We start from the raw sequence: 25,235 nt of genomic DNA, 5'->3' as shown, positions 1-25,235 counted from the left end.
ACTCTGCCTGGGGGTTACGTGTACCGAGTCCGACGGGCACTCGCCGCCGCTATGAGCGTGGGCATAGCGGTTTCGCTGGCGGCGTGTGCGGACAGCGAGCGTGGTGAAGGCGGGGACGGCGACAGTAACGCCACCCTGACCATCGCGGGGTCTGGGAAGCCGAAGAACTTCGACCCGATCTTCAACGACGACGGTGAGAGCTACCGGCCGATCCGCCAGATGTACGAGACGCTGATCCAGAACAAGGCGGGCACCGCCGAGCTGGAGCCGGCGCTGGCGACCAAGTGGGAGGTCAGCCCGGACGGCAAGAAGATCACGTTCACCCTCCGGGAAGGCGTGAAGTTCCACGACGGTACGGACTTCAACGCCGAAGCGGTCTGCTTCAACACCGACCGCTGGTTCAACATGAAGACGCCGGCCGCCCAGAGCCAGATGATCTACTACGCCGACGTCTTCGGCGGTTTCGCGAAGAACGAGACCGAGGCCGGCGGCGACCCGCTCTACGCGGGTTGCGAGGCGACCAACCCGACGACCGCGGTGCTCTCGCTGAACAAGTTCCGCGGCGCACTCCCGGCCGCGTTCACGCTGACCGCGCTCTCGATCTCCAGCCCGGCGGCGCTGAAGAAGTTCAACGCGGACACGGTCTCCCAGTCCGGTGACAGCTTCACGTACTCCGACTACGCGACCAAGAACCCGACCGGTACCGGCCCGTTCAAGTTCCAGTCGTACGACGCCAGCAACGGCACCACGACGCTGGTCCGGAACGAGGACTACTGGGGCGAGAAGGCCAAGGTCGCGAAGCTGGTCATCCGCACCATCGAGTCGGAGCCCGCGCGTAAGCAGGAGCTCGAGTCCGGCGCGGTCGACATCATCGACTACCCGGCCGCCCAGGACTGGAAGGGCCTGGAGAGCAAGGGCATGAAGGTCGAGGTCCGCCCGGCCTTCAACGTCCTGTACATGGGCATGAACGAGAAGAACCCGAAGCTGAAGGACCTGCGGGTTCGCCAGGCCATCGCCCACGCGATCAACCGCGAGCAGCTGGTGAAGACCAAGCTGCCCGAGGGCGCCGAGGTGGCCAAGAACTTCATGCCCAAGACGCTGGACGGCTACGCGGACGACGCGACCGGGTACGCCTACGACCCGAACAAGGCCAAGCAGCTGCTCGCCGCGGCCGGCGCCAGCAACCTGACGCTGAAGTTCTACTACCCGACCGAGGTCAGCCGGCCGTACATGCCGGACCCCAAGGCGATCTACACCTCGATCGCCGCCGACCTGACCGCCGTCGGGATCAAGGTCGAGCCGGTCGCTCGTCCGTGGAACGGTGGATACAAGGACGACGTCCAGCAGGCCGGTAAGCACGACCTGCACCTGCTGGGCTGGACCGGTGACTTCAACGACGCCTACAACTTCGTCGGCACGTTCTTCGGCCGGGAGAAGGCCGAGTTCGGCTTCACCGACAAGGCGGCGTTCGCTCAGATCGCGGCCGCCGACGCCGAGCCGGACGCCGACAAGCGCAAGGCGCTCTACGAGCAGGTGAACCGCGATCTGGTCGGCAAGTACCTGCCTGCCGTGCCGATCTCGCACTCGCCGCCGGCCATCGCGACCGCCGGGAACATCGACGGTCTGGTCGCCAGCCCGCTGACCGACGAGAGGTTCGCTCCGGTCTCGAAGAGCTGAGTTCCACCGTCCCCCGGGTCGGGCGGGCTGATTCCAGCCCGGCCCGGGGGGCGCTTCCATTTGCGCGCCGCGTTCGCGCAATCCCGTGAGGACGTCAATGCTTCGGTACGTCGTGCGCCGGCTCATCGGCGTGATCCCGACGCTGTTCGTGCTGTCATTCCTGCTCTACGCCTGGCTGCGCTCGCTGCCGGGCGGCCCGGCGTCAGCATTGCTCGGCGACAAGGCCACCCCGGAGAAGATCGCTGCGCTCAACCAGACCCTCGGCCTGGACGATCCCATCTGGGTGCAGTACGGCAAGTTCATCGGCCGGGTCTTCACCGGTGACTTCGGCGCATCGCTCGCCAGCTCACGGCCGGTCGCCGACGAACTCGCCGACGCTCTTCCGGCCACGATCGAGCTGGCCTTCGCCGCCCTGCTGTTCGCGATCGTGCTGGGCATTCCGCTCGGCTACCTCTCGGCCAAGCGCCGGGGCGGCTTCTTCGACAACGCCACGGTGATCGCGACGCTGGTCGGCGTCGCCGTGCCGGTGTTCTTCCTCGGCTACGTGCTCAAGCAGTGGTTCGCGGTCGACCTGGGCTGGCTACCGCCCTCCGGGCGCGTCACCGTAGGCCTCGACCAGACGAGGATCACCGGGTTCCTGGTGCTCGACGGCATCCTGACCCGCGAGTGGGACGTCGTCTGGGACTCCCTCCGGCACCTGATCCTCCCGGCGATCACGCTCGGCACGATCCCGCTGGCGGTCATCGTCCGGATCACCCGAGCGTCCGTGCTGGACGTCCTGAACGAGGACTACGTGCGCACCGCGGAGGCCAAGGGCCTGCGGGCTCGCACGATCCGCAACCGGCACGTGCTGCGCAACGGGCTGCTGCCGGTGTCCACCACGATCGGTCTGCAGGCCGGCCTGCTGCTCGCGGGCGCCGTGCTCACCGAGAAGGTGTTCGTCTGGGGCGGCATCGGGTCGCTGTTGGCCGAAGGCATCGAGAAACGCGACTATCCACGGCTACAGGCGCTGATTCTCGTCGCCGCGATGACGTACGTCCTGGTCAACCTGATCGTCGACCTGTCCTACGCCCTGATCGACCCGCGGGTGAGGGTCCGATGACGAGTCTTCTGCACCGCAAGCGCGACCGCATCGACGAGCTCGCCGACAGCTCCGCGCGCGGCACCAGCCTCACCCGGTCCGCGTTCCGCCGGCTCTCCCGGAACCCGGTTGCGATCCTCGGCGCGGTGATCGTGCTGCTCTTCGTCTTGGTCGCGATCTTCGCACCGCTGCTGGCGCCGAAGGACCCGTACTACCGCTACCTGATCGACGAGGTGCGGCAGAACTCGCCGCTGCCCCCGCGGCCCGGCTTCCCGCTCGGTGCCGACCAGAACGGCCGCGACGTGCTCAGCCGGCTGATCGTGGGGGCCCGGCAGTCGCTGCTGGTCGGCGTCCTCGCGACGATGGCCGGTCTGATCATCGGCATGCTGATCGGTGGCATCGCCGGAGCGTTCGGCGGCTGGGTCGACGCGCTGCTGATGCGCTTCGTCGACATCCTGCTGTCGGTGCCGAGCCTGCTGCTGGCGATCTCGATCGCGGCGCTCTTCCAGTCCGCGAACCAGTGGACGGTGATCGCCGCCGTGGCGATCGTGTCGGTACCGATCTTCGCCCGACTACTTCGCGGAGCGATGCTGGCCCAACGACATGCCGATCACGTGCTCGCCGCCCGGGCGCTCGGCGTCCACGAGCGTTCGATCGTGCTCCGGCACATGCTGCCCAACTCGCTGTCCGCGGTGATCGTCCAGGCCACGCTGACGCTCGCCACCTCGATCATCGACGCAGCAGCGCTCTCGTTCCTCGGCCTCGGCGACGCCGACCCGAACCGAGCGGAGTGGGGCGCGATGCTCGGCGACGCGCAGGTGTACTTCGACATCCAGCCGTCGCTAGCGGTCTGGCCGGCGCTCTGCATCATCGTTGTCGCGCTCGGCTTCACCCTGTTCGGTGAGTCGCTGCGCGAGGCTCTCGACCCCAAGAACCGGCGGTAACTCCATGGCTCTCCTCGAGGTCAAGGACCTGACCGTCACGTTCAACCGCCGCGGTGAGAAGCCGGTGCGGGCCGTGGACGGTGTCAGTTTCAGTGTCGAGCCGGGACAGACCGTCGGTCTCGTCGGCGAGTCCGGCTGCGGCAAGTCGGTCACGTCGCTGGCGATCATGGGCCTGCTGCCCAAGCGGGGCGTCGAGGTCGGCGGCTCGGCGCTGTTCGAAGGCGTCGACCTGCTCACGCTCCCGAACAGCCAGATGCGGGACCGCCGCGGACGCGACATCGGCATGGTCTTCCAGGACCCGCTGAGCTCGCTCAACCCGGTCATCCCGATCGGCAAGCAGGTCACCGAGGTGCTGGAGCGGCACCGCGGCATGCACAAGGGCGCGGCGAAGGCCGAAGCCGTCGAGTTGCTCACCGCGGTCGGCATCCCCGACCCGCAGCGGCGGCTGAACGACTACCCGCACCACCTCTCCGGCGGCATGCGACAGCGTGCGTTGATCGCGATCGCGCTCGCCTGCCGGCCGCGTCTGCTGATCGCCGACGAGCCGACGACCGCGTTGGACGTCACGGTGCAGGCCCAGATCCTGGCTCTGCTGGAACGCCTGGTGGACGAGGTGGGCAGTGCGCTGATCCTGATCACGCACGACCTGGGCGTGGTCGCGGGCCTGTGCGACTCGGTCAACGTGCTCTACGCGGGCAAGGTCGTGGAGAACACCGACCGCTACCGGCTGTTCGCCCAGCCGCGGCACCCCTACACGTCGGGGCTGCTGGGTTCGGTGCCGCGGCTGGACGCTCCGCGGGGACAGGCGCTCACCCCGATCCGCGGTTCGATCACCGACGCGATTCCGTGGACGGAAGGGTGCGCGTTCGCGCCGCGGTGCGACAACCGGATCGACCAGTGCACCGCGGAAACACCCGCCCTGGAGCCGGACGCCGAGAGCCGTCGGCTGCTGCGCTGCTTCAACCCGGTGGAGACGCCGGCCGCCGTCGAGGAGGTATCTCGATGACCACCGATTCGACGTCGTCCGGCACGGACGCGGCGGAGCCGGGGAAGTCCGTTCCGGCCGATCCGACCGCGGAGTCCACCGCCGCGCCTGCCGACGGGGCCGACGCTGCCGCGGCGGCGGTCGCTGCACAGGCTGCCGCGGACGCGAAGCGGGAGGCATCGATCGGGGAGACCCTGGTCGAGGTCACCGATCTGCAGGTGCACTTCCCGATCAAGCGCGGGGTGTTCTTCGACCGCACGATCGGGCACGTGCACGCCGTGGACGGCGTCTCGCTGACCATCCGTCGCGGCGAGACCTACGGGCTGGTCGGGGAGTCGGGCTGCGGCAAGACGACGTTCGGCCGCGGGCTGCTCCGGCTGGTCGAGCCGACCGGCGGTAGCGCGCGCTTCGACGGCGAGGACCTCCGCGAGCTCAAGGGCGAGGCGCTGCGGAAGGCGCGTCGTCGGATGCAGATGGTGTTCCAGGACCCGCTGTCCAGCCTCGACCCCCGGCAGAACGTCGAGTCGACGCTGTCGGAAGGGCTGAAAGCACACGGCCAGTGGGGTAAGGACGGCCACCGCACGCTGACCGAGATCCTGGACGCCGTGGGTCTCCCGGGCAACGCACTCCGGAGGTACCCGCACGAGTTCTCCGGCGGCCAGCGCCAGCGCATCGGTATCGCCCGCGCGCTCGTCCTCAAGCCGGACCTGATCGTCGCCGACGAGCCGGTCTCCGCGCTCGACGTCTCCGTTCAGGCCCAGGTGCTCAACCTGCTGGAGGACCTGCAGGAGCGGTACGGCCTGACCTACCTGCTGATCGCGCACGACCTGGCGGTGGTGCGGCACACCTCCGACCGGGTCGGGGTGATGTACCTCGGTGGGTTGGTCGAGGAGGCGTCCAGCACGGACCTCTACGAGCAGCCGCTGCACCCGTACACGCGGACGCTGCTCTCGGCGGTGCCGGTGCCGGATCCGACGGTCGAGGACAGTCGGCAGCGGATCCTGCTCTCCGGTGATCTGCCGTCGCCGGCGAATCCTCCGAGCGGCTGCCGGTTCCACACGCGGTGTCCGTGGCGGCAGGAGACGCGCTGCGACACCGAGCGTCCAGCGCTCCGCGAGCTGGCGCCGGGGCACCGGGTGTCGTGCCACTTCGCGGAGGAGATCCGGGACGGCAAGATCCAGCCGCACGAGGTGCGCGCGGAGCTGGTCGAGGCGTCCGACGCACTCGGCTCGGCGTCCGTCCAGGCCGTCACCGCCGAGATCGCCGGAACCCTCCCGCCCGGGCACTGACCGTCAGGCGTCGACCTCGCCGCCGTGCGGAAGTGCGGCGGCGAGGTTCCGCAGGTCACGTTGGGGGCAGCGCATCACTGGGTACTCGTCGGTAACATAGAGGCGAGACGAGGAGCCCAGGATGAGCGACACCGCAGTCGAGCAGCCGGAACTCAGCGAGCTGCGTCGCGTTTTCGACGGCCGGTGGGCCCGGATTCGGGAGGAAGCGCGGCAGGCCCTGCGCCGTCCCGACTTCGGACTCGCCGGTGACCTCGACCGTGACGCGCACCGCCAGCACGTCTGGGAACAGCTCCAGCAGCTGGCGAAGGTCGGGCACTCCCGGCTGGGGTTCCCGACCCGCTACGGCGGTGAGGGCGACACCGGTGCTTCGGTCGCCTCGTTCGAGATGCTCGGGTACGGCGACCTCTCGCTGATGGTGAAGTCGGGCGTCCAGTGGGGGCTGTTCGGTGGCGCGATCCAGGCGCTGGGAACCGAGCGGCACCACCAGCGGTATCTCCCCGCGGTGATGAGCCTCGACCTGCCGGGCTGCTTCGCGATGACCGAGACCGGGCACGGCTCGGACGTCCAGCACCTGCGGACGACGGCCACGTACGACCCGGAGACCCAGGAGTTCGTGGTCGAGACGCCGCACGAGTCCGCCCGCAAGGACTACATCGGCGGCGCCGCCAGGGACGCCCGGCTCGCCGTGGTGTTCGCGCAGCTGATCACCGAGGCCGAGTCGCACGGCGTGCACGCGTTCCTGGTGCCCATCCGGGACGACGCCGGCAACCCGTGCCCCGGCGTCCGGATCGGTGACTGCGGCGGCAAAGCCGGCCTCTCCGGCGTGGACAACGGGCGGCTGTGGTTCGACCGCGTCCGGGTCCCCCGGGAGAATTTGCTCAACCGGTACGGCGACGTCGCCGAGGACGGCACCTACTCCAGCCCGATCGAGAACGCCGGCCGGCGCTTCTTCACGATGCTCGGCACGCTCGTCCGTGGCCGGGTCAGCGTCGCCGGTGGGGCCGGGAGCGCCACCCAGACCGCGCTGGCGATCGCGGTCCGCTACGGCGAAGTGCGGCGTCAGTTCGATGCTCCCGGTCACGAGCGCGAGGTGGCGCTGCTCGACTACCTCGCCCACCAGCGTGCGCTGCTGCCCGCGCTGGCCAAGACCTACGCGCTGCGCTTCGCTCAGGAGCAGCTGGTCAGCACGCTGCACGAACTGCAGCCCGCCGACGGCCTCGCGACCGCCTCGTCGCCGGCCGGCGTGCAGGACGCCGCCGACGACGGCGAGCGGCAGAGCGTCGCGGAGAGTGCGGAGGAGGCCGAACGGCGCCAGCGGGAGCTGGAGGCCCGCGCAGCGGGGCTCAAGGCGATCGCCACCTGGCACGCGTCGTCGACCATTCAGGCCTGCCGAGAAGCCTGCGGGGGCGCCGGATACCTGACCGAGAACCGGCTACCGCAGCTGCGCGCCGACACCGACGTGTTCACGACGTTCGAGGGCGACAACCGGGTGCTGCTGCAGCTGGTCGCCAAGGGACTGCTGACCGGCTACCGCGACCAGCTCGGCGACCTGGACGCGCTGGGCATGGTGCGATTCTTCGCCGACCAGGTGTGGGAGGCCGTGGCCGAGCGGACCTCCGCGCGGAACCTGCTCGACCGGCTGCGCCGGGTTGCGCCGGGCCGCGACGAGGAGGGCGACCTGCGCGACCGCGAGTGGCACCTGGCGCTGTTCGAAGATCGGGAGAAGCACGTCCTCGACGGTCTGGCCCGGCGGCTCCGCAAGGCAGGCGAGCCGGGCGCGGATGCGTTCGCGGTGTTCAACGACGCGCAGGACCACGTGCTGCGGCTTGCGCGGGTGCACGTCGAGTTGATCCTGCTCGAGGCGTTCACGGATGCCGTGGCCGCCGTCGACGATCCGGGCGTGCGCGCGCTGCTCGACCGACTCTGCTCGCTGTTCGCACTCTCCACGATCGAGTCCGACCTGGCCTGGTTCCTCGGCCACGGACGCATGACGCCAGGCCGGGCCAAGCGGGTCACGAGCGCGGTGAACGAGCTGTGCCAGGAGCTGCGCCCGCACGCCGTGACGCTGGTCGAGGGATTCGGGATCCCGGAGGACTGGCTGGACGTCCCGATCGCGCAGGGGGCCGAAGCGCAGCGGCAGGACGCCCAGCACGAACACGACACCGCCACCCGTGCCGCGGTCCGCCAGGCCGGGTGAGAAGATCCCGTCCGTGACGGAGCGGGACGCGATCGCCGAAGTGTGTCAACGGATGGTCGCCGACCGTCTGGTCGTCGGAACGGCCGGGAACGTCTCGGTCCGGACCGGCGACCGGGTCGCGGTGACGCCGACCGGGGTGCCCTACGGGCTGCTACGCGCCGAGGACGTCGGCGTGCACGCGCTGGACGGCTCGGTGCTCGACGCGACCCTGAAGCCGACCAGCGAGCTCCCGCTGCACCTCGCGGTCTACGCGGCCCGGCCGGAGGTCGGCGCGGTCGTCCACACGCACTCCACCGCGGCCACGGCGCTGTCCTGTCTGGTGCCGCAGATCCCGGCCGTGCACTACTACCTGGGCCTGTTCGGTGGCGCGCCGCGGGTCGCGCCGTACGCGGAGTACGGTACGGATGCGCTCGCCGCCGGCACGGTCAACGCGCTGGAGGGCCGCACCGCCTGCCTGCTGGGCAACCACGGGGCGGTCGCGGTGGGGAACACGCTGGCCGAGGCGTACGAGCGGGCGCTGTACCTGGAATGGGTTTGCGAGGTCGCGCTGCGGGTGTTGTCGTCCGGGGTGATTCCGCGCTTGCTGGACGGCGTCGAGCTCGACGACGCAACAGCACGCCTCGCGACCTACGGACAGGGAGCACGATGAGTCATACCCGGACGTACCTGGAGATGACGTCCCCGGACGAGCTGGTGCCCGGCCGTCCGGTCGAGGACCTGACCGTCACGCCCATCGACGACCAGCCCGAGTTGATCAAGGACCTGGAGCGGCGGATCGGCGCGCCGTACGGCTGGAAGAGCGCGAACCGCCCGGACGAGGAGTGGGTCGCGTTGCTCGCCGACCCGCTGCGGCGCCGGTGGGCGGTGCGGCACCGCGGTGAGCCGGTCGGACTGGTCGAACTCGCGCCCCGGGCGGACCCCGGCGAGGGGCAGTCCGACACCGAGGCGGAGATCGTCACGTTCGGGCTGGTGCCGGAGGCCGTGGGCAAGGGGCTCGGCGGGTACGCGCTCACGCTTGCCCTGCGGCTCGCGTGGGAGCTGCACCCGGGCGTGCGGCGGGTATGGCTGCACACGTCGAGCCAGGATCACCCGAACGCGCTGCGCAACTACCAGGCCCGAGGTCTGCGCCCCTACCGCACCGACGAGCAGCCCTAGCAGCTTGAGCGCTGTGCGTTTCGGCGAGCTATCCGCCGCCGAAACGCACAGCGCTCGGCGTCAGGCCCGGTAGCCGCGGTTCACGGCGCTGACGACGGCCTTCAGCGACGAGGTGACGATGTTCGTGTCGACGCCGACGCCCCAGCGCACCTGGTCCTCGCCGACCGCGCACTCGGTGTAGGCAGCCGCCCTGGCGTCCCCACCGGCGGACATCGCGTGCTCGGCGTAGTCGAGGACTCGGACGGGGATGCCGACCTCGCTCAGCGCGTTCACGAACGCGTTGATCGGGCCGTTGCCGGACGCCGTCAGCGTCTTCTCCACGCCGTCCAGGACGACGTCGAAGGACATCCCGTCGTCCACGGTGCGGTAGGTCAGCAGCGCCAGGCGTCCCCACGAGTTGTCCGGGTTCGGCAGGTACTCGTCGCGGAACACCGACCACATCGCCTCGGGGCTGACCTCGCCGCCCTCGTTGTCGGTGATCTTCTGGACGACCTGCGAGAACTCGATCTGCAGACGACGCGGCAGGTCGAACTGGTGCTCGGTCTTCATGACGTAGGCGACGCCGCCCTTGCCGGACTGCGAGTTCACCCGGATGACGGCCTCGTAGGTGCGGCCGATGTCCTTCGGGTCGATCGGCAGGTACGGCACGGCCCAGCGGAAGTCGTCGACGGGGACGCCGGCCGCGGCGGCGTCCCGCTCCATCCACTCGAAGCCCTTCTTGATCGCGTCCTGGTGCGATCCGGAGAAGGCGGTGTAGACGAGGTCACCGCCCCAGGGGTGGCGCTCGGCGACCGGCAGCTGGTTGCAGTACTCGACGGTGCGGCGTACCTCGTCGATGTCGCTGAAGTTGATCATCGGGTCGATGCCCTGGCTGAACAGGTTCATGCCCAGCGTCACCAGGCAGACGTTGCCGGTGCGCTCGCCGTTGCCGAACAGGCAGCCCTCGACCCGGTCGGCGCCGGCCAGCACGCCCAGCTCGGCGGCGGCCACCGCGGTACCGCGGTCGTTGTGCGGGTGCAGCGACAGGATGATGTTGTCGCGGTAGGCCAGGTTCCGGTTCATCCACTCGATCGAGTCGGCGTAGACGTTCGGCGTGGCCATCTCCACGGTCGCCGGCAGGTTCAGGATCACCGGCCGGTCGTCGGACGGCTCCCAGATCTCGCTGACCGCGTTGCACACCTCGGCGGCGTACTCCAGCTCGGTCCCGGTGTAGGACTCGGGGGAGTACTCGAAGCGGATGAACGTGTCGCCCATCGACTCGGACAGCTTCTGGCAGAGCCGGGCGCCGTTCGTGGCGATGCCGGTGATGCCCTCGCGGTCCAGCCCGAAGACCACGCGTCGCTGCAGCGTCGAGGTGGAGTTGTACAGGTGGACGATCGCCTGCTTGGCGCCGCGGACGGCGTCGAACGTGCGGTGGATCAGTTCGTCCCGCGCCTGCGTCAGAACCTGGATCGTGACGTCGTCCGGGATCAGGTCTTCCTCGATGATCTGCCGGATGAAGTCGAAATCGGTCTGGCTGGCCGCGGGGAAGCCGACCTCGATCTCCTTGTAGCCCATCCGGACCAGCAGCTCGAACATCTTGCGCTTGCGGGCCGGGCTCATCGGGTCGATCAGTGCCTGGTTGCCGTCCCGCAGGTCGACCGCGCACCACAGCGGCGCTTCGGTGGTCTGCTTGCCCGGCCACGTGCGGTCGGCCAGGTCGATCGGCGTGAAGGGGGTGTAGCGGTGGATCGGCATCCCGCTGGGACGCTGGGGATTGCGGACGAAGCTCATGACCGGTGCTCCTGAATTAGCGGCGAGGTGCAAGCCGGCAAGCACGCCGAGCGCCGCGACGAGGAAGCCGGCTCGTTAACTGGCCTCGCCGCGGCAGAGAAGGAGCAGTCCCACCATCCGCACGCCTATCACCATAGGCGGTCGTCGCGCGAATCGCCAACACGTCGCTGAGCAGTCGAAACACCTCAGCGAACAGCCAAAACACCGCAGCGGCACCCGGGTGGGTGCCGCTGCGGTGAGGCTCGTACTGCCGTCGTCGCTTAGCTGCCGACGCCGGCCGGAGCAGCGCCGCGCAGGCGTAAAACGTACTCGACGAGCGAGATGAGCAGGGCCTTGGTCGACTCCCGCCCACGGGCGTCGCAGTTGATGATCGGCACTTCCTGGCCGATCGTCAGCGCGTCCCGCACGTCCTGCGTCGTGTACGGCTGGACGCCGTCGAAGCAGTTCAGGCCGACGACGTACGGCAGCCCGCGCTGCTCGAAGAAGTCGACGGCGGCGAAGCAGTCGGCCAGGCGACGAGTGTCCACCAGCACGACCGCGCCGATCGCACCGCGCACCAGCTCGTCCCACATGAACCAGAACCGTGTCTGTCCGGGGGTACCGAACAGGTACAGGATCAAGTCCTCGTCGAGCGTGATCCGGCCGAAGTCCATCGCCACCGTGGTGGTGGACTTACCCGGAATCTTCGAAGCATCGTCGACGTCGATCGCGGCGGCAGTCATCACCGCCTCGGTGGTGAGCGGACGGATCTCCGACACCGAGCCGACAAGCGTGGTCTTGCCCACGCCGAACCCGCCCGCGATGACGATCTTGGCGGAGGTGGCGCGGCTCGCCGTCACCCGCGGCGCGCGGCCGGGGCTAGAGCTTCCGAAGTCCACTGAGCACCCTTTCCAGCAGATACGTTCCGAGCTGGTCGTCGAGCCTGCCGGGCTCGTGCACGTCCAGCATTCCAGCCTCGGCCATGTCGCCGACGATCACTCGGGCAACCCCGAGCGGAGTGCCAAGATACGCCGCGATCTCTGCCAGCGACTGCACTTGTTGACAGAGTTCGACGATCTTCTGCCACTCGTGCCGGCCGGTCCCCGCCTCGCGGTCTCCGCGGGCGGTCGCCGTGACCAGTGCTTCCATCGCGATATCGACTCGGGGTCTGGTTCGACCCCCAGTCATCGCGTACGGGCGCACCAGCGGCCCGCTTTGATCGACGTACTCGGTGCTCATCGCGTGACCCGTCTCCTGTCGTCCCTCAGCGCGTCTCTGCTCTTATCGGGGCAGGGACGCGTGGAGCTCTGACCGCAGCGCCGGCGTCAGGACCTGGCCGACGCGCTCCACGAGCAGTGCCATCTCGTACCCGACCTGGCCGATGTCACACGCACGAGACGCGAGCACGGCCAACGACGAACCGTCGCTGATGGACATCACCAGCAGGAAGCCAGTGTCCATCTCCACGACGGTCTGACTGACGTTGCCACCCTCGAAGCAGAGAGCGGCGCCCTGTGTGAGGCTCACCAGGCCCGACGCGATCGCCGCGAGCTGGTCGGCTCGGTCCCGAGGCAGTCCGTCGGAGACCGCCAACAGCAGTCCGTCGGCGGACACGGCCACGGCGTGGGCGATGCCGGGGACGCGGTTGGCGAAGTTCGCCACCAACCAGTTGAGGTTCTGGGCATCGTGGCTCAGCGAGCTCACATCTCCTCCTGCGTTTCAGGTGAGCCGGCAAAGGTCGTACCGGTCCGGGACGGGCGCCCGGCCTGCCGCCCTTGCTCGAGACCGCTGCGGTAGCTGGACAGAACGCCCCGCACCGCCTCGGGCGACCGGTGGGACGTCGGGCGAGAAGCTTTCTTCGCCGCCGTCTCCACACGGCCTGGCACGAAGTGTGCCATCGGAACACGCTTCGGTAGGCCCGACTTGGTGGTGCTGCTGGGAGCTGTCTCGGCTGCCGCCTGCGCGGCACGCCACCCGGCGTCCGCCGGAGACTCCCATGCGGCCGTCGCGGGCTGACGCGCAGCGCCGACGCCGACCGGTTCTTCCTCGCGGTCCGGACCACTGGGGGTGGTCGGCTCGTCTGTGCTCCCGTTCGAGCGCGCGTGGCTCCAGGCCGCGGTCGCGCTCTGCGGGAAGGGCGCCTCGCCACCGACCGCGGGGGACACCGGAGCGTCCGCCAGCGAGCCGCCGGTGATCTGGCTGGCGTCGTCCGCGGTGGGCGGCTCGGATTCCTCGCTCCGCGAGGACGCTGGGCGGGCTCCCGGGGCCTCCGGAACCCGCGGCGGGGACCAGGAGCTGCTGCTGCCGTTACTGCCGTTGCTCCCGTTGCGCGGCGCCGCGGCGGTGCGCGACCGGAACCACTCCGACTCGATCGCGTCGAAGATCGGGAGCGGCATCTCGATCGTCGGGTCCGAGTTCGGCGGGTCGGACGGACCGGCGCGGAAGACCTTCTGCGCGCCGGTGGTGCTCGACCGGTCTGCGGCGGCTTCGCGTCGCAGCGCGGCCATCGCGTCCGCCGCCGAGCCACCGCGGCTCGGCAGACCCGGCTGAGCCGCCTCGGCCGCCGGGGCCTGAGCCGCCGGAGGCTGAGCCGGGGGAGCCTGGGCCGGGGTGGCCGGGGTGGCCGGAGCTGCGGGGCGCCCGCCCGGCGCGGCCGGGGCCGGCTGACCCGCCGCCGGCTGACCCGCCGCCGGACGGGGCTGCGTCTCGCGGCTCGTGAACGGGTCGCGAACCGGCAGCGGCTTGGGCCCGGGCTGGTCGGCCGGGGTGCTCGCCGCAGGCTGCGCGGGCGAGGTCGGCTGAGTGGACTCCTCGGACGGCGTCCGCCCCTCCGGCTGACGAGCGCCGAGCCCGCCGGTGCTCCAGGTCAGATCGGGCTCGCGGGCCTCGACCGGAGTCGGCTCGGGTCGCAGGTCGCCGAGGATGCTGTGCGTTCCGGTCGCGGCCGCGGCCGCGGGGTCGCGGATGATCGGCACCGGACGGGTCGGCTCGGACCAACTCGGGTCGGGCTGCTCCTCCGCCGCGGCGGGCGCGGCGAACGGCGGCTGAGCCGGGGTCGGCGTCGTCTGAGCGAACGGGAAGGCCGGCTGGGCACCGCTGTCTTCCCGCGGGTCACGCTGCGGCAGCGGCTCCGGCGTCACCGGGCCGAACAGGTCCCGGGCGGTCGGCGGAGTCTGCGGGCCACGGGCCGGCGGTCCGAAGGCTTCGCGCTGCGCGTCGTGCTCGTCGCTGTCCTGCCGGACCCCGCCGAACGGCGGCGCGTTCATCGGACGCCACTGGTCGGGAGCCGGCTGCTCGGGCTGCTCGGAGGAGGAGGCAGGCGCGAACGGCTGCGGCGCGAACGGGTGCGGCTGCTCGGGCTGAGCCGGCTGGCCGTGCTGAGCCGGCTGACCGTGCTGGCCACCGAACGGCGGCTGGCCGGCGAACGGCGGCTGGCCACCACCGAACGGCCCGGACGGCGGCTGCAGTGCGCCGCCGAAGGGCGGCTGGCCGGGAGCCGGAGCACCGAACGAGCCGGTGGGGGCGTACGGGGCGTTCGCGGCCGGGAGAGCAGGCGGCTCGGACCGGTCGACCCGCTCCGACGCGATCCGCTCGACCGGACGGTCGGCGGCCTGCTCGTCGGTCTCGGCCGGCGGAAGCGCCGGGGCCACCGGCTGGTCGCCGTGCAGAACGCCCGAGGGCAGCGTGACGATCGCCAGCACACCGCCGCCGGAGGCGTCCCGCAGCATGACCTTGACGCCGTGCCGGGAGGCCAGCCGGCCGACCACGAACAGGCCCATCATGCGGGAGACGGCGATGTCGAACACCGGCGGCTTGGCCAGCCGCTCGTTGAACTCCGCCAGCTGCTCCCGGGACATACCGATGCCCTGGTCCTCGATCTCGATGACCACGTGGTCGCCGACCCGGCGGGAGTCGACCACGACGTCGGTGCGCGGCGAGGAGAACGAGGTGGCGTTCTCCAGGATCTCCGCGACCAGGTGGACGAGGTCGTTCACGGCCGAGGCCGAGATCTCGACGGAGTCGTCGATCGAGCCGAGCTTGACCCGGGTGTACTGCTCCACCTCGGCGGTCGCGGCGCGGAGAACGTCGACCAGCGGGGCCGGGCGGGTCCACCGGCGACCCGCGTCGGCGCCGGCGAGGACCAGGAGGTTCTCGTCGTTCCGCCGCATTCGGGTGGCGAGGTGGTCGAGCTTGAACAGCTCGGAGAGGCGGTCGGGGTCGCGCTCGCCCTGCTCCAGACCGTCGATCAGGCGGATCAGCCGGTCGACCAGGAGCTGCGAGCGGCGGGAGAGGTTGACGAACATCGTCGAGACGCTCTGCCGCAGCTGCGCCTGCTCGGACGCGACCCGGACGGCCTCCAGGTGGACGGCGTTGAACGCCTGGGCCACCTGGCCGATCTCGTCGCCGGACCGGATGTCCAGCGTGCGGGCCTTGGTCTCGGCCGAGGCCTGCGCTGCGGTCTGCTGGTCGGCGTCCTGCAGCTTGCGGACGACCTCCGGAAGGCTCTGGTACGCGACCTCCAGCGCCGAGGACCGCAGTCGCACCAGCGGGCGGACCATCGAGCGGGCGACGGCGAGCGAGACCAGGAGAGCGACGACCAGGGCGGCCAGCGCGACCGTGATGACGATGATCGTCTTGCGGATCGCGTCGTCGCGGAACTCGGCGGCGGCGTTCACGGCGTCCGCGTTGAGCTTCTGCTCGACGCCGCGCAGCACCGTGTCGGACTGGGTGCTGGTGTCGACCCACAGGGGCACGGTCGTGGTGATCGGTGCGCCGATCTGGGTCTTCCGGACACTGCCGCTCAGCGAGCGGTACGGCGATTCCTGGCTGACCGTTTCGTTACGGATCCCGCGCTGCGTGTTCGATGCGCTGCTCTGGAACTGCGCGTTGAACAGCTCCTGCCGGATCGAGGCGGCCAGGACCGTCTTGAACGTGTCGTTCGTGAACGTCCGGTTCTCGTCCACCAGGACGTCGAGGACGCTGACCTGCTCCTGGTTGACCGCTTCCTTGTAGCGGGCGAACGCCGCCACGGCGCGGAGCTGGTCGGAGAGCACGCGGTCGTCAGCGGCCCTAGCGAGGCCGTCACTGATCTGCAGGAGGTCGCCGATCAGCGTCTCGTACTTCGCGGCAGCGACGCTGACGCTCACGCCCTCGTTGCGGGCCTGCTTCAGGAGGTTGGCGCGCTGGTTCACCAGGGTGGTCGAGCCGCGCGTCACGTTCTGGAGCTGACTCTGGATCGGCGCCTTGGTGTCGGCGTCGAGTCGGCCGGCCTCGGCGATGAACTCCCGAAGCGTCGCGTCGGTCGCGGTGGCGCGCTGGGTGAAGCGGCGGAGCGGCGGGTGGCTTTCTTCCTTACCCGGGTCCGCGACCCAGTTGGCAGCGGCCGCGCGCTCGAGCTGGAGGTCGTTCACCAGGTTCGAGGCCTGGCTACCGAGACGCGCCAGCTGTTGCACCTGCTGGGCCGACTGAGCCTCGTCCGTCACGATGTACGTGAGGATGCCCGCGAAGAGGAACATCGCCATCAGCGGGACGAGGGTGATCAGGACGACCTTCACCCGGATGGGGGCGTTACCGAGGAAGCGTTGGCTGCGGGTCAGCGGCCGGCTGGCCGGCTCGTGTCCCGAGTTCTTCCGGTCCTCGGAGGGCGTTCCGGCGTTCGGGACCCGCCTGACCGGCCCCTTTGAGGTTGCGGCCGGACGTAAGCCCTTGAGGGACGTGGGCACGACTCCTCCGTCTGTGTCGCTGCTGGCGAAACGCGCCCCCGCGGCCGGTGAGCCATTCTCACCCACCGGCGGTGTTCGCTGTGGCATTGCACCACGATCCAGACGAGGTGGAAAGCGCGACGGTTCGCAGTGGGGCCAGATGTCCCGCAATGCCCCGATACCGGGTGAGAATCTCGTCTACCCGGTGTTGCGGGATCCTCCGAACGAGGGAGGTGGCACGTATGTGGTCACACGATCACCAGCAAATCATGCCATTCGGCGATGTCTTGACGGAAGGCGACCTGACGGCGGCGTGACGTGACGAGTCTCCCACGAGTGGTCAATCGGATACCACCCGGGGTGCCGAGGCCGAGAAAACGGGCTGCGAGCGCCGGTACCCTAGGCGTCGGAACTCTGCCCGGTACCTGCAACTACCGGGCCGTACGGAAGGAGCGACGTGGGACTCGTCGTACAGAAGTACGGCGGCTCCTCGGTCGCCGACGCTGAGCGGATCAAGCGGGTAGCCGAGCGCATCGTCGCCACCCGGAAGGCCGGCAGCGACGTCGTCGTCGTGGTCTCCGCGATGGGCGACACCACTGACGAGTTGCTCGATCTGGCCGGCCAGGTCGCCCCGGTACCCCCGGGACGCGAGCTCGACATGCTGCTGACCGCGGGCGAACGCATCTCGATGGCGCTGCTCGCGATGGCGATCCACTCACTCGGGTACGAGGCCCGCTCGTTCACCGGCTCGCAGGCCGGTGTCATCACCACGGCGCGGCACGGAGCCGCGCGCATCATCGACGTGACGCCCGGACGGATCCAGGGCGCCGTCGACGAAGGCGCGATCGCCATCGTCGCCGGTTTCCAGGGCGTCGCCCAGGACACCAAAGACATCACGACGCTGGGCCGCGGCGGGTCCGACACGACGGCGGTCGCCCTGGCCGCCGCGCTCAAAGCCGACGTGTGCGAGATCTACACGGACGTGGACGGCGTCTACACCGCTGACCCGCGGATCGTGAAGAACGCGAAGAAGCTCGACACGGTCATCTACGAGGAGATGCTGGAGCTCGCCGCCTGTGGCGCGAAGATCCTGCACCTCCGATCGGTGGAGTACGCCAGGCGCAACGACCTGCCGATCCACGTCCGCTCGTCGTACTCGAACAAGCCCGGCACGATCGTGACCGGGTCGATGGAGGACTCTTCCGTGGAGCAGGCGATCATCTCCGGCGTCGCGCACGACCGGAGCGAAGCGAAGGTCACCGTGGTCGGCGTTCCCGACCAGCCGGGTCGGGCGGCATCGATCCTGCGGACGGTCGCCGACGCCGAGATCAACATCGACATGGTGGTGCAGAACGTCTCGGCCGCGGCGACCGCACGCACCGACATCTCGTTCACGCTGCCGAAGGCCGACGGCCCGGCCGCGATGTCCGCGCTGCAGAAGGCGCAGGAGTCGATCGGGTTCGACCGGCTGATCTTCGACGAGCACATCGGCAAGGTGTCGGTGGTCGGCGCGGGTATGCGTTCGCACCCGGGCGTCATCGCCACCTTCTGTGAGGCGCTGGCGGAGGTCGGCGTCAACATCGAGATCATCTCGACGTCGGAGATCCGGATCTCCGCGGTCTGTCGCGACACCGACCTGGACGCCGCTGTCCGCGCCGTGCACGAGGCGTTCGAGCTCGGCACCGACGAAGAAGCCACTGTTTACGCGGGGAGCGGACGATGAGCAGCCGGAAGCCCACCCTTGCCGTCGTCGGCGCGACCGGTGCCGTCGGCACCGTGATGCTGTCGATCCTGTCCGAGCGCGCCGACATCTGGGGCGAGATCCGGCTGGTCGCCTCCAAGCGGTCGGCGGGCAAGCGCCTCGTCGTCCGCGGTGAAGAGGTCGAGGTCCAGCTGCTCGAGCCGTCGGTGTTCGACGGGGTCGACGTGGCGATGTTCGACGTCCCGGACGAGGTCTCCGCCGCATGGGCGCCGATCGCCGTCGAGCGCGGTGCGGTCGCGGTCGACAACTCCGGCGCGTTCCGGATGGACCCGGACGTCCCGCTGGTCGTGCCCGAGGTGAACGGTGAAGCGGCGGCCAACCGGCCCAAGGGCATCATCGCCAACCCGAACTGCACCACTCTCACGATGATGGACGCGCTGGGTGCGCTGCACCGCAAGTGGCGCCTCACCGAGCTGGTGGTGGCCTCGTACCAGGCCGCGTCCGGCGCGGGCCAGCCCGGCGTCGACCGGCTCTACGACGAGTTGGAGATCGTCGGCGGCCGTCGCGACCTGGGCGTGCGGGCCGGTGACGTGCGCGCGGCGCTGGCCGAGAAGCTCGGTGACCAGGCGTCGCCGTTCCCGGCGCCGCTGGCGCTCAACGTCGTGCCGTGGGCCGGCTCGGTCAAGGACGACGGGTGGAGCAGCGAGGAGCTGAAGGTCCGGAACGAGTCCCGGAAGATCCTCGGTATCCCCGACCTTCGGGTGTCCGCCACGTGCGTGCGGGTTCCGGTCGTAACCACGCACTCGCTCGCGGTGCACGCGACGTTCGCGTCGCCGCTGACCGTGGCCGAGGCGCACGACGCGCTCGCGGAGGCGCCGAACGTGGTCGTCGTGGACGACCCGACCAACGGTGAGTTCCCGACGCCGGCCGACACCGTCGGTGCGGACCCGACGTTCGTCGGGCGGGTGCGGCAGGCGCTGGACTTCCCGAACACGCTCGACCTGTTCGTCTGCGGCGACAACCTGCGCAAGGGCGCTGCCCTGAACACAGCCCAAATCGCCGAACTAGTCGCGGCGGCCCTCTGAGAACGACGCTCACAGCCGCGCGCAAGGCCTTGAGACCAACGCAAGGTCGACGCGGCCTTGCGCGGATGTGAGCCCCGCCCTCAGAGCGCTCAACGTGAGAACGACAAGCGAGCTGCGCCTGCGGCGCCTTACTTGACGGTGATGTTGATCGACGTTTTGATCGTGTCGGCGCTCACCAGGGCGACGTGGGATGTCACGCCGGTGAAAAAGAGGCTCGGCAGCGCGATCTGCGGCAGCAGCGGCGGCGGGTTCGGCGTGAACTTCAGCGGTAATAGATCGAGCGCCTTACCGCTCAGATCGGCCGCGTAGAGCTTTACGTTTCCGCTGATCGTCGCACTTGAAGAGCCCGCCAGGGTGATCGTGCGGGCGTTGAACGGCACCTGCAGATCCATGCCGACGATCGTCAGCTTCGTCGCGGCGAACTCCATCACGGTGGTCGAGCCGGTGGCGGTCGTGAGCTTCACCGTGCCGCGGTAAGTGAGGTCGTCCAGCGTCAGGCGGTCCGCTCGGAGCACGCTCGGCTCGATCCCGACCGCGGAGACCTCGTCGGCGGTGCCCGCATTGGGGGTGCCGGCCTTGGCGCAGGCCTGCAAGATCCGTGCGGCCAGCGCGGCGGCGTCGCCGACCGGTGTCCCGTCGCCGGTCGGGTAGTCCTCGGGTGCGCACGTCGCGCCCGGCGTCGGGGTGGCGGACGCGCTCGGTCCCGGCTTCGGCAGCAGGTCGGGGAAGAGCGGCGCGGACGACGGGCCCGGCGTCGGTGCGGGCGACGGCACGTCGGGCGGCGTGGGGGTCGGCGTCGGCTCCGGGCAGAGGAACGGGATCAGGCACGGCAACTCGCGCGGTGCGCCGCTCGGAGTGTCGGCGACCGCTGGTGCTCCGGTGGCGGTGACGATCACCGCGACCGCGAGCGCCGGCACGAGCCAGACCAGCACCGAGAGCAACGGCCGATGCCGTCCCGACCGGCGCGGCGGGGTCGGCGGCTCGGTCGAGGCCTCGGCGGCGGTCCCGCCGGGTATACGCCGCCACTGCTGCGCCGCCAGCGCGTCGGAGTCCGTGGCCTCCTCACCACCCGGGCTCAGCGAGTCGGGGTCGGCGGGTCGGTCCGCGCTGTCGGGCAGGAGGAGAGCGCCGGTCGGCGTCTCGTCGTCGGTGGGCGGCGCGAGCGCCAGCATCTCGGTGTCGGCCTCTGCGTCGACCGTGTCACCGGGCGCCTCCTCGACCGGCGGTGCGGCGGCATCAGCGTTCTTCGTCGGCGACCAGGCGAAGACCATCCCGCCACCGACGACGCCGAGCAGCATTCCGATGAGGAATCCACCGAAGTTCGAGACCAGAAGCGATACCAGCGCCAGCAGGACGACGATCGGCCCGGTGATCGTCCGCAGCAGCGGTTGCGCGAGCGTGGCCCCGCCGAGCACGACCAGCACCGCGGACAGCACCATCGTCCCGAGGACGGTGGCGCCCTCCAGGACGATCAGCCCCATCGGCGCAGCTGTCGCCGCGTAGAGCTCCGCCGCGAACAGCAGCGTGAGTACCGATCCCCAGAACGGCCTTTCGTGTCGCCATCGGCGAAAACGCGCTCGTCGCGACACTTCCCTCAACACTTTTCAACCTCCGAGCATCCCCAAGGGCAAGCGACCTCCGTGGCCGCCGGTCGAAAAGAGTGCGGTCAGTAACATTCCTTCTTGCCGAAGCTGACGTCGATCTTCAGATCGGTCAATTTGAAGGTGCCGGACGCCACCGCCCAGGCCCGCAGCTTCGGCTCGGTGATCGTCGCGGAATCCAGTTGCAGCGCGCCGATTCCGGCCGGGCCGCTGACCGGGCCCTTCGTCTGCTTGGACGCGTCGACGCCGATCTGGATGTTGTTGAACTCGGCGTCGCCGGAGAGCTGGTCGATGTCGGCGATCATGTTCGTCGCCTCGACCGGAGTGCCCTCACCACCGGCGGTCAGCCGGATCGTCATGTCGCCCGCCGGCGTCGGTACCACCGTGGACAAGCACAGGTTCTCGAGCGTCGCCTCTTTGAAGCCCGCCGTGCCGACCGGACGCTTGGTGCCGTCCAGGGACTCGTCCACGTCGCCGTAGAGCACCATGCCGTCCGCGGTGAGCTTGTCGGCGGAGATCTTGTAGTTCTGTCCGGACACCGCGAACGACGCGGCGAGCGCGCCTTCACCGGTGAGCCCGACGATGACACCCGCGCCGATCGCCGCAGGCGCGACCAGCAGCGTGAACCGCTTCCACCGGACGCCGCTGACCGAGCGAGGTGCGTGTTTGGCCCTGGGCATGGCTCTCTCCCGGTTCGGCGTGGTCAGGCTTTTTTGTGTCATCGACCGATGGCAAGGTCACCGTAGTTTACTGGGGAGTAAGAACACCAGTGTCCGAAAAATGTTCGTCGCGGGTTGAGGAAGCCCGAGGGTCCGGCGCTCATCCGCGGACGGAACCTCGGCGCTGGTGGCGCGCTGCGGGCGACATGCATAGTCGCGGCGATCCCGGATAGTCCTCGTCCGTGTCCACCACCGCGCTGATCGTGATCGACATGATCACCCCGTACGACCACCCGGATGCCGACCAGCTGCTGCCTTCGGCTGAGGCGGCCGTGCCCGCGATCGCCCGCCTCGTCGAGCGGGCGTCCGCGCAGGACTCCCCGGTGATCTACGTGAACGACAACTTCGGTTCCTGGACGTCGAACCGTGACTCGATCTACCAAGCGGCGATCGACGGCAAGGCGCCGCACCTGGTGGAGCCGCTGCAGCCGGCCGAGGAGACCATGTTCGTGGTCAAGGCCCGCCACTCGATCTTCTTCCAGACGCCGCTGGAGTACCTGCTCGGACAGCTCGACGTCACGCGGCTGGTGCTGGCCGGGCAGGTCACCGAGCAGTGCGTGCTCTACTCCGCGCTGGACGCGCACATCCGGCACCACGAGGTCGTGATCCCGGAGGACGCGGTCGCGCACATCCACGAGGAGCTAGCCCGCGCGGCGCTCAAGATGATGGAGCTCAACATGGGTGCACGTATCTGTGCCGCGAACAGCATCGCGTTCCGTGCCGAATAAATAGGTCGCGTCCTCGGACGGGGCGAGTTAACGTTCGTCCCGTGATCAGCTGACAAGCACCCCAGCGGGGCCGAAGGCGCCGCAATCGCCGCGTGACGTTGCCGCGGTAGCGCCTTCCTCATTCCCCGGAGAGCCCGGTTCTCTGCGCTCTCTTCTTCTGTCCTCTGCTCAGCTGATCGTCTCCTGCGCCGCTCGTGCGGCCCTCATGTGACCTCGGCCGAGCTTGTCCTGCCGCCCACTCGCGGCGTCACGAGCTGGAGGTTCCCCTATGCGCGCACAGTCCACTTCCCCCGAGCAGGCGCCCCTGACCGTCCCGGCGCCGGCCTTGCCCGTGTTGGCGAACGCGGCCGCCGAGGGTGCGGCCGTGCCGGAGTCGACGGCCCGGCCGAGCCGGGCCGAGCGCCGGGCAGCCGCCCGTGGTCGCCGGGTCACCGACCCTGCGCCGAGCCCGGTAGTGCGGGGTCGCGGTCGGACCCTCGTCCACGACCGCAGCCGCTACGCGGTCCGCCGCCGCGGCTGAATCGTCCGATCCATGCCTCTGGGCCGCGCTGCACGATGCGGCGCGGCCCAGTGGCCTCTTCGGGCTCGTCACCAGAGCATTCCCAACGCCATCACGGCCGCGATCGACCCACCCACGAGCGCGGCGCCGCGGATCAGCATCGAGACTGCCTGGCCGATCGCCTCGACCGCCGCGTGGAGCAGGCGGACTGCGACCACGGCCATCGTCGTGCCGACGCCCAACCCGAGCAGGCCCAGCCCCACGACTACCGGTAACAGGTTCACCGAACTCTCCGGCGGCGCGGTCGAAGAATCGCCACTGCATCCGGACAGCACGGTGAGGACGATCGCGGCAGCGAACAGAACCGCGACGGCTCGTGCCCGACGACGTGGGCCGGCGGTGGCGATTATCAGAAACGCGAAGACGATGAGGAGCCAACCCGCGACGCCGTGCGCGAGTCCGATCGCGAGGTCGAGGTCGAAGAACTCAGTGATAGTTGTCGCAGGCATCTCGCTGAACCTTTCCGGGAACGGGCGCGAAAATGATTTCCGAGTCATCAGCCCAATCGTTTGGGAGGTGGCCGATGCGGATCAGCGTAGAAATGATTTCTGGGTTAAGGCAACAAGTCGGTCTTCCATAATCGGTGCGCCAATAAGTGAAGTTCGGTAGCGCGCGAGGGAAATTAATCGCCCCCCTATCAGTCGGACTTGGATACGGTGAGCGCGAGTGAATTCGGGCGACTTTTATAGTGGGCACCATAAGTGGGAGGCGTGGGGGGTTCGGTGAACCGAGGGTCCTCTGCGGTCGGAGAGCGCTCGCTCCTGCTGTCGACCCCGGGTCGTCCTGATGGGGATGGGTCCGGAAAGGCTCCGCTGATCCGGCGAAACTCTGGCCTGAAGCCTTCACCTGAACAAAACTGAAGAGATGTCAGTGGGAAGCGAGGAGCCGTCTCGGGCCGTAGGTCGACTCGCGTACCGATTACGAGCACTCCGTACGGAGGGCCTGGCCGGCCAGAAGCTGAGCCAGGCGCAGGTCGGCCAGTTGCTCGGCGGCGACCGGCCGCTCAGCGCGCCCTTGATCTCGTCCTGGGAGCGGACCCGCGATCCCGTTCTACCGCCGGAAGTCCGGCTCCGTGCCTATGCGCGGCTGTTCGCCACGGATCGGGCGATTCGAACCGGACGACTCCTCGACGAAGAAGAACTGAACGAACACGAGCGAGAGCGATTGATCGTACTCGAACGTGAACTGTTGAAATTGCGGGAGGAGGAACTCCCCGACACGCCGCCGTTCGCGCATCCGTTCGGCCGGGGCACCTGGCGCTTCGAGGACGGGCAACCCGTTACGATCGTCGCCAGCGAAATGCCGGAGCGGAAACTCGGCCATTTCGAGTACGCGCAGAAGTCGAGCCCGGACTACGTCGAGCTCTACCGGTATGCGGACCTCGACGCGATGGTGGAGCTCTACGGCCATCTCCGGGCCGCGAACCCGCAGAACACCCGGATCCGATTCCGCACCGCTTCTGGCATGCTCCAGGACGACTCCGCCAGTCATCTGATCCTGCTGGGCGGTATCGACTGGAACTCGGTGACCCGTGACTTGCTCGGCCGTCTGAACCTTCCGGTGCGACAGATCTCCGGTGCAGACCGGGCGGTCGACGGATATTTCGAGGTCGACGACGGGGAGCAGCCTCGCCGATTCGCTCCCCGAGTGGAGGGCTCCGGAGCGGACACGGTGCTCTACGAGGACGTCGCGCTGTTCTACCGCGGGCCGAGCCCGTTGAACCGACGCCGGACCCTCACCATTTGCAACGCCATGTACGGGCGGGGAACGCTCGGCGTGGTGATGGCGCTGACCGATGCCTGGTACCGCGATCAGAGCGAGGACTACCTACGGGTCCGGTTCGCCACGGCGGAGGAATTCTGCCTGCTCGTACGAGTGCCGGTATTCGCGGGAAACACGGTCACGCCGGACTGGTCCCACAAGGAAACCAGGCTCTTCGAATGGTCCCGGGGCCATCGTTGATCCGGACCGCGCGCAGGGCCGGTTCGAGCAGCCATCACCACGGGTCGCATCGTCCGCTCCTCGGTGCGGTCCGCCCCATCGAAAGCGCTGACCCGGT

The 25,235-nt window shown here is 69.5% G+C and carries 21 protein-coding genes; 13 read left to right on the top strand and 8 right to left on the bottom strand.

From position 1 onward, the window contains the following. The first annotated feature begins 51 nt into the window (after positions 1–51). The 8 genes from ABEB28_RS14060 to ABEB28_RS14025 all read left to right on the top strand — a co-directional run bounded on the left by ABEB28_RS14060 (position 52) and on the right by ABEB28_RS14025 (position 9,328). Entirely contained in the window at positions 52–1,677 is a 1,626-nt protein-coding gene (locus ABEB28_RS14060) for an ABC transporter substrate-binding protein (protein ID WP_345728495.1), read from the top strand. A 97-nt stretch (positions 1,678–1,774) separates the two neighbouring features. Further along, positions 1,775–2,779: an ABC transporter permease gene (locus ABEB28_RS14055; RefSeq protein ID WP_345728494.1), complete on the top strand. Its 1,005-nt coding sequence runs from the start codon at positions 1,775–1,777 to the stop codon at positions 2,777–2,779. Beyond that, a complete protein-coding gene (locus ABEB28_RS14050) occupies positions 2,776–3,702 on the top strand; it encodes an ABC transporter permease (RefSeq protein WP_345728493.1) in 927 nt (308 codons plus the stop codon). Before ABEB28_RS14055 ends, ABEB28_RS14050 begins: the two co-directional genes overlap by 4 nt. A gap of 4 nt (positions 3,703–3,706) precedes the next feature. Further along, positions 3,707–4,708 (top strand): ABC transporter ATP-binding protein, encoded by a 1,002-nt coding sequence (locus ABEB28_RS14045; protein ID WP_345728492.1) that lies wholly within the window; start codon positions 3,707–3,709, stop codon positions 4,706–4,708. A gap of 161 nt (positions 4,709–4,869) precedes the next feature. After that, positions 4,870–5,976 carry an ABC transporter ATP-binding protein gene (locus ABEB28_RS14040; RefSeq protein ID WP_345728647.1) on the top strand — a complete coding sequence of 369 codons (1,107 nt, stop codon included), beginning with the start codon at positions 4,870–4,872 and terminating at the stop codon, positions 5,974–5,976. A 121-nt stretch (positions 5,977–6,097) separates the two neighbouring features. After that, complete coding sequence (locus ABEB28_RS14035) at positions 6,098–8,173, top strand: acyl-CoA dehydrogenase family protein (protein WP_345728491.1); 2,076 nt, start codon at positions 6,098–6,100, stop codon at positions 8,171–8,173. 52 nt (positions 8,174–8,225) lie between these two features. Beyond that, positions 8,226–8,822 carry a class II aldolase/adducin family protein gene (locus tag ABEB28_RS14030; protein ID WP_376981997.1) on the top strand — a complete coding sequence of 199 codons (597 nt, stop codon included), beginning with the start codon at positions 8,226–8,228 and terminating at the stop codon, positions 8,820–8,822. Further along, a complete protein-coding gene (locus tag ABEB28_RS14025; protein WP_345728489.1) occupies positions 8,819–9,328 on the top strand; it encodes a GNAT family N-acetyltransferase in 510 nt (169 codons plus the stop codon). The genes ABEB28_RS14030 and ABEB28_RS14025 overlap by 4 nt, the downstream gene beginning before the upstream one ends. A gap of 60 nt (positions 9,329–9,388) precedes the next feature. On the opposite strand, the gene leuA is transcribed toward ABEB28_RS14025, so the two are convergent. The 5 genes from leuA to ABEB28_RS14000 all read right to left on the bottom strand — a co-directional run bounded on the left by leuA (position 9,389) and on the right by ABEB28_RS14000 (position 16,803). After that, positions 9,389–11,101, bottom strand: coding sequence for a 2-isopropylmalate synthase (gene leuA, locus ABEB28_RS14020; RefSeq protein WP_345728488.1), 1,713 nt, complete (start codon positions 11,099–11,101; stop codon positions 9,389–9,391). Positions 11,102–11,361: 260 nt separating this feature from the next. Next, positions 11,362–11,979: a GTP-binding protein gene (locus ABEB28_RS14015; protein ID WP_376981993.1), complete on the bottom strand. Its 618-nt coding sequence runs from the start codon at positions 11,977–11,979 to the stop codon at positions 11,362–11,364. Next, positions 11,960–12,319, bottom strand: coding sequence for a DUF742 domain-containing protein (locus ABEB28_RS14010; RefSeq protein WP_345728487.1), 360 nt, complete (start codon positions 12,317–12,319; stop codon positions 11,960–11,962). The genes ABEB28_RS14015 and ABEB28_RS14010 overlap by 20 nt, the downstream gene beginning before the upstream one ends. A 42-nt stretch (positions 12,320–12,361) precedes the next feature. After that, positions 12,362–12,784, bottom strand: coding sequence for a roadblock/LC7 domain-containing protein (locus ABEB28_RS14005; RefSeq protein WP_073254777.1), 423 nt, complete (start codon positions 12,782–12,784; stop codon positions 12,362–12,364). Further along, on the bottom strand, positions 12,781–16,803 hold the full coding sequence (locus ABEB28_RS14000) for a sensor histidine kinase (RefSeq protein ID WP_345728486.1): 4,023 nt from the start codon (positions 16,801–16,803) through the stop codon (positions 12,781–12,783). The genes ABEB28_RS14005 and ABEB28_RS14000 overlap by 4 nt, the downstream gene beginning before the upstream one ends. A 436-nt stretch (positions 16,804–17,239) precedes the next feature. Here ABEB28_RS14000 and ABEB28_RS13995 point away from each other — a divergent pair, with 436 nt between their 5' ends. Further along, complete coding sequence (locus ABEB28_RS13995; protein WP_345728485.1) at positions 17,240–18,505, top strand: aspartate kinase; 1,266 nt, start codon at positions 17,240–17,242, stop codon at positions 18,503–18,505. Next, complete coding sequence (locus ABEB28_RS13990) at positions 18,502–19,569, top strand: aspartate-semialdehyde dehydrogenase (protein WP_345728484.1); 1,068 nt, start codon at positions 18,502–18,504, stop codon at positions 19,567–19,569. The genes ABEB28_RS13995 and ABEB28_RS13990 overlap by 4 nt, the downstream gene beginning before the upstream one ends. 128 nt (positions 19,570–19,697) lie before the next feature. Here ABEB28_RS13990 and ABEB28_RS13985 read toward each other — a convergent pair whose 3' ends face one another. Continuing rightward, the gene (locus tag ABEB28_RS13985; RefSeq protein WP_345728645.1) at positions 19,698–21,158 is read right to left on the bottom strand and encodes a DUF6114 domain-containing protein; all 1,461 of its coding nucleotides are present in this window, start codon (positions 21,156–21,158) and stop codon (positions 19,698–19,700) included. 77 nt (positions 21,159–21,235) lie between these two features. After that, complete coding sequence (locus ABEB28_RS13980) at positions 21,236–21,850, bottom strand: DUF6230 family protein (protein WP_345728483.1); 615 nt, start codon at positions 21,848–21,850, stop codon at positions 21,236–21,238. Positions 21,851–22,071: 221 nt separating this feature from the next. On the opposite strand from ABEB28_RS13980, the gene ABEB28_RS13975 reads away from it, so the two are divergent. Together ABEB28_RS13975 and ABEB28_RS13970 are read left to right on the top strand one after the other, a co-directional pair. Beyond that, positions 22,072–22,617 carry a cysteine hydrolase family protein gene (locus tag ABEB28_RS13975; RefSeq protein WP_345728482.1) on the top strand — a complete coding sequence of 182 codons (546 nt, stop codon included), beginning with the start codon at positions 22,072–22,074 and terminating at the stop codon, positions 22,615–22,617. A gap of 268 nt (positions 22,618–22,885) precedes the next feature. Next, positions 22,886–23,137 (top strand): hypothetical protein, encoded by a 252-nt coding sequence (locus tag ABEB28_RS13970; RefSeq protein WP_345728481.1) that lies wholly within the window; start codon positions 22,886–22,888, stop codon positions 23,135–23,137. A gap of 68 nt (positions 23,138–23,205) precedes the next feature. Here the strand turns inward: ABEB28_RS13970 and ABEB28_RS13965 are convergent, their stop codons facing one another. Continuing rightward, complete coding sequence (locus tag ABEB28_RS13965; protein ID WP_345728480.1) at positions 23,206–23,625, bottom strand: hypothetical protein; 420 nt, start codon at positions 23,623–23,625, stop codon at positions 23,206–23,208. A 415-nt stretch (positions 23,626–24,040) separates the two neighbouring features. Here ABEB28_RS13965 and ABEB28_RS13960 point away from each other — a divergent pair, with 415 nt between their 5' ends. Next, positions 24,041–25,138 (top strand): XRE family transcriptional regulator, encoded by a 1,098-nt coding sequence (locus tag ABEB28_RS13960; protein ID WP_345728479.1) that lies wholly within the window; start codon positions 24,041–24,043, stop codon positions 25,136–25,138. The last annotated feature ends 97 nt before the right edge of the window (positions 25,139–25,235 follow it).

This window comes from Cryptosporangium minutisporangium (genome assembly GCF_039536245.1).
GTDB lineage: Bacteria > Actinomycetota > Actinomycetes > Mycobacteriales > Cryptosporangiaceae > Cryptosporangium > Cryptosporangium minutisporangium.
This window is presented reverse-complemented; position numbering and strand designations above follow the sequence as displayed.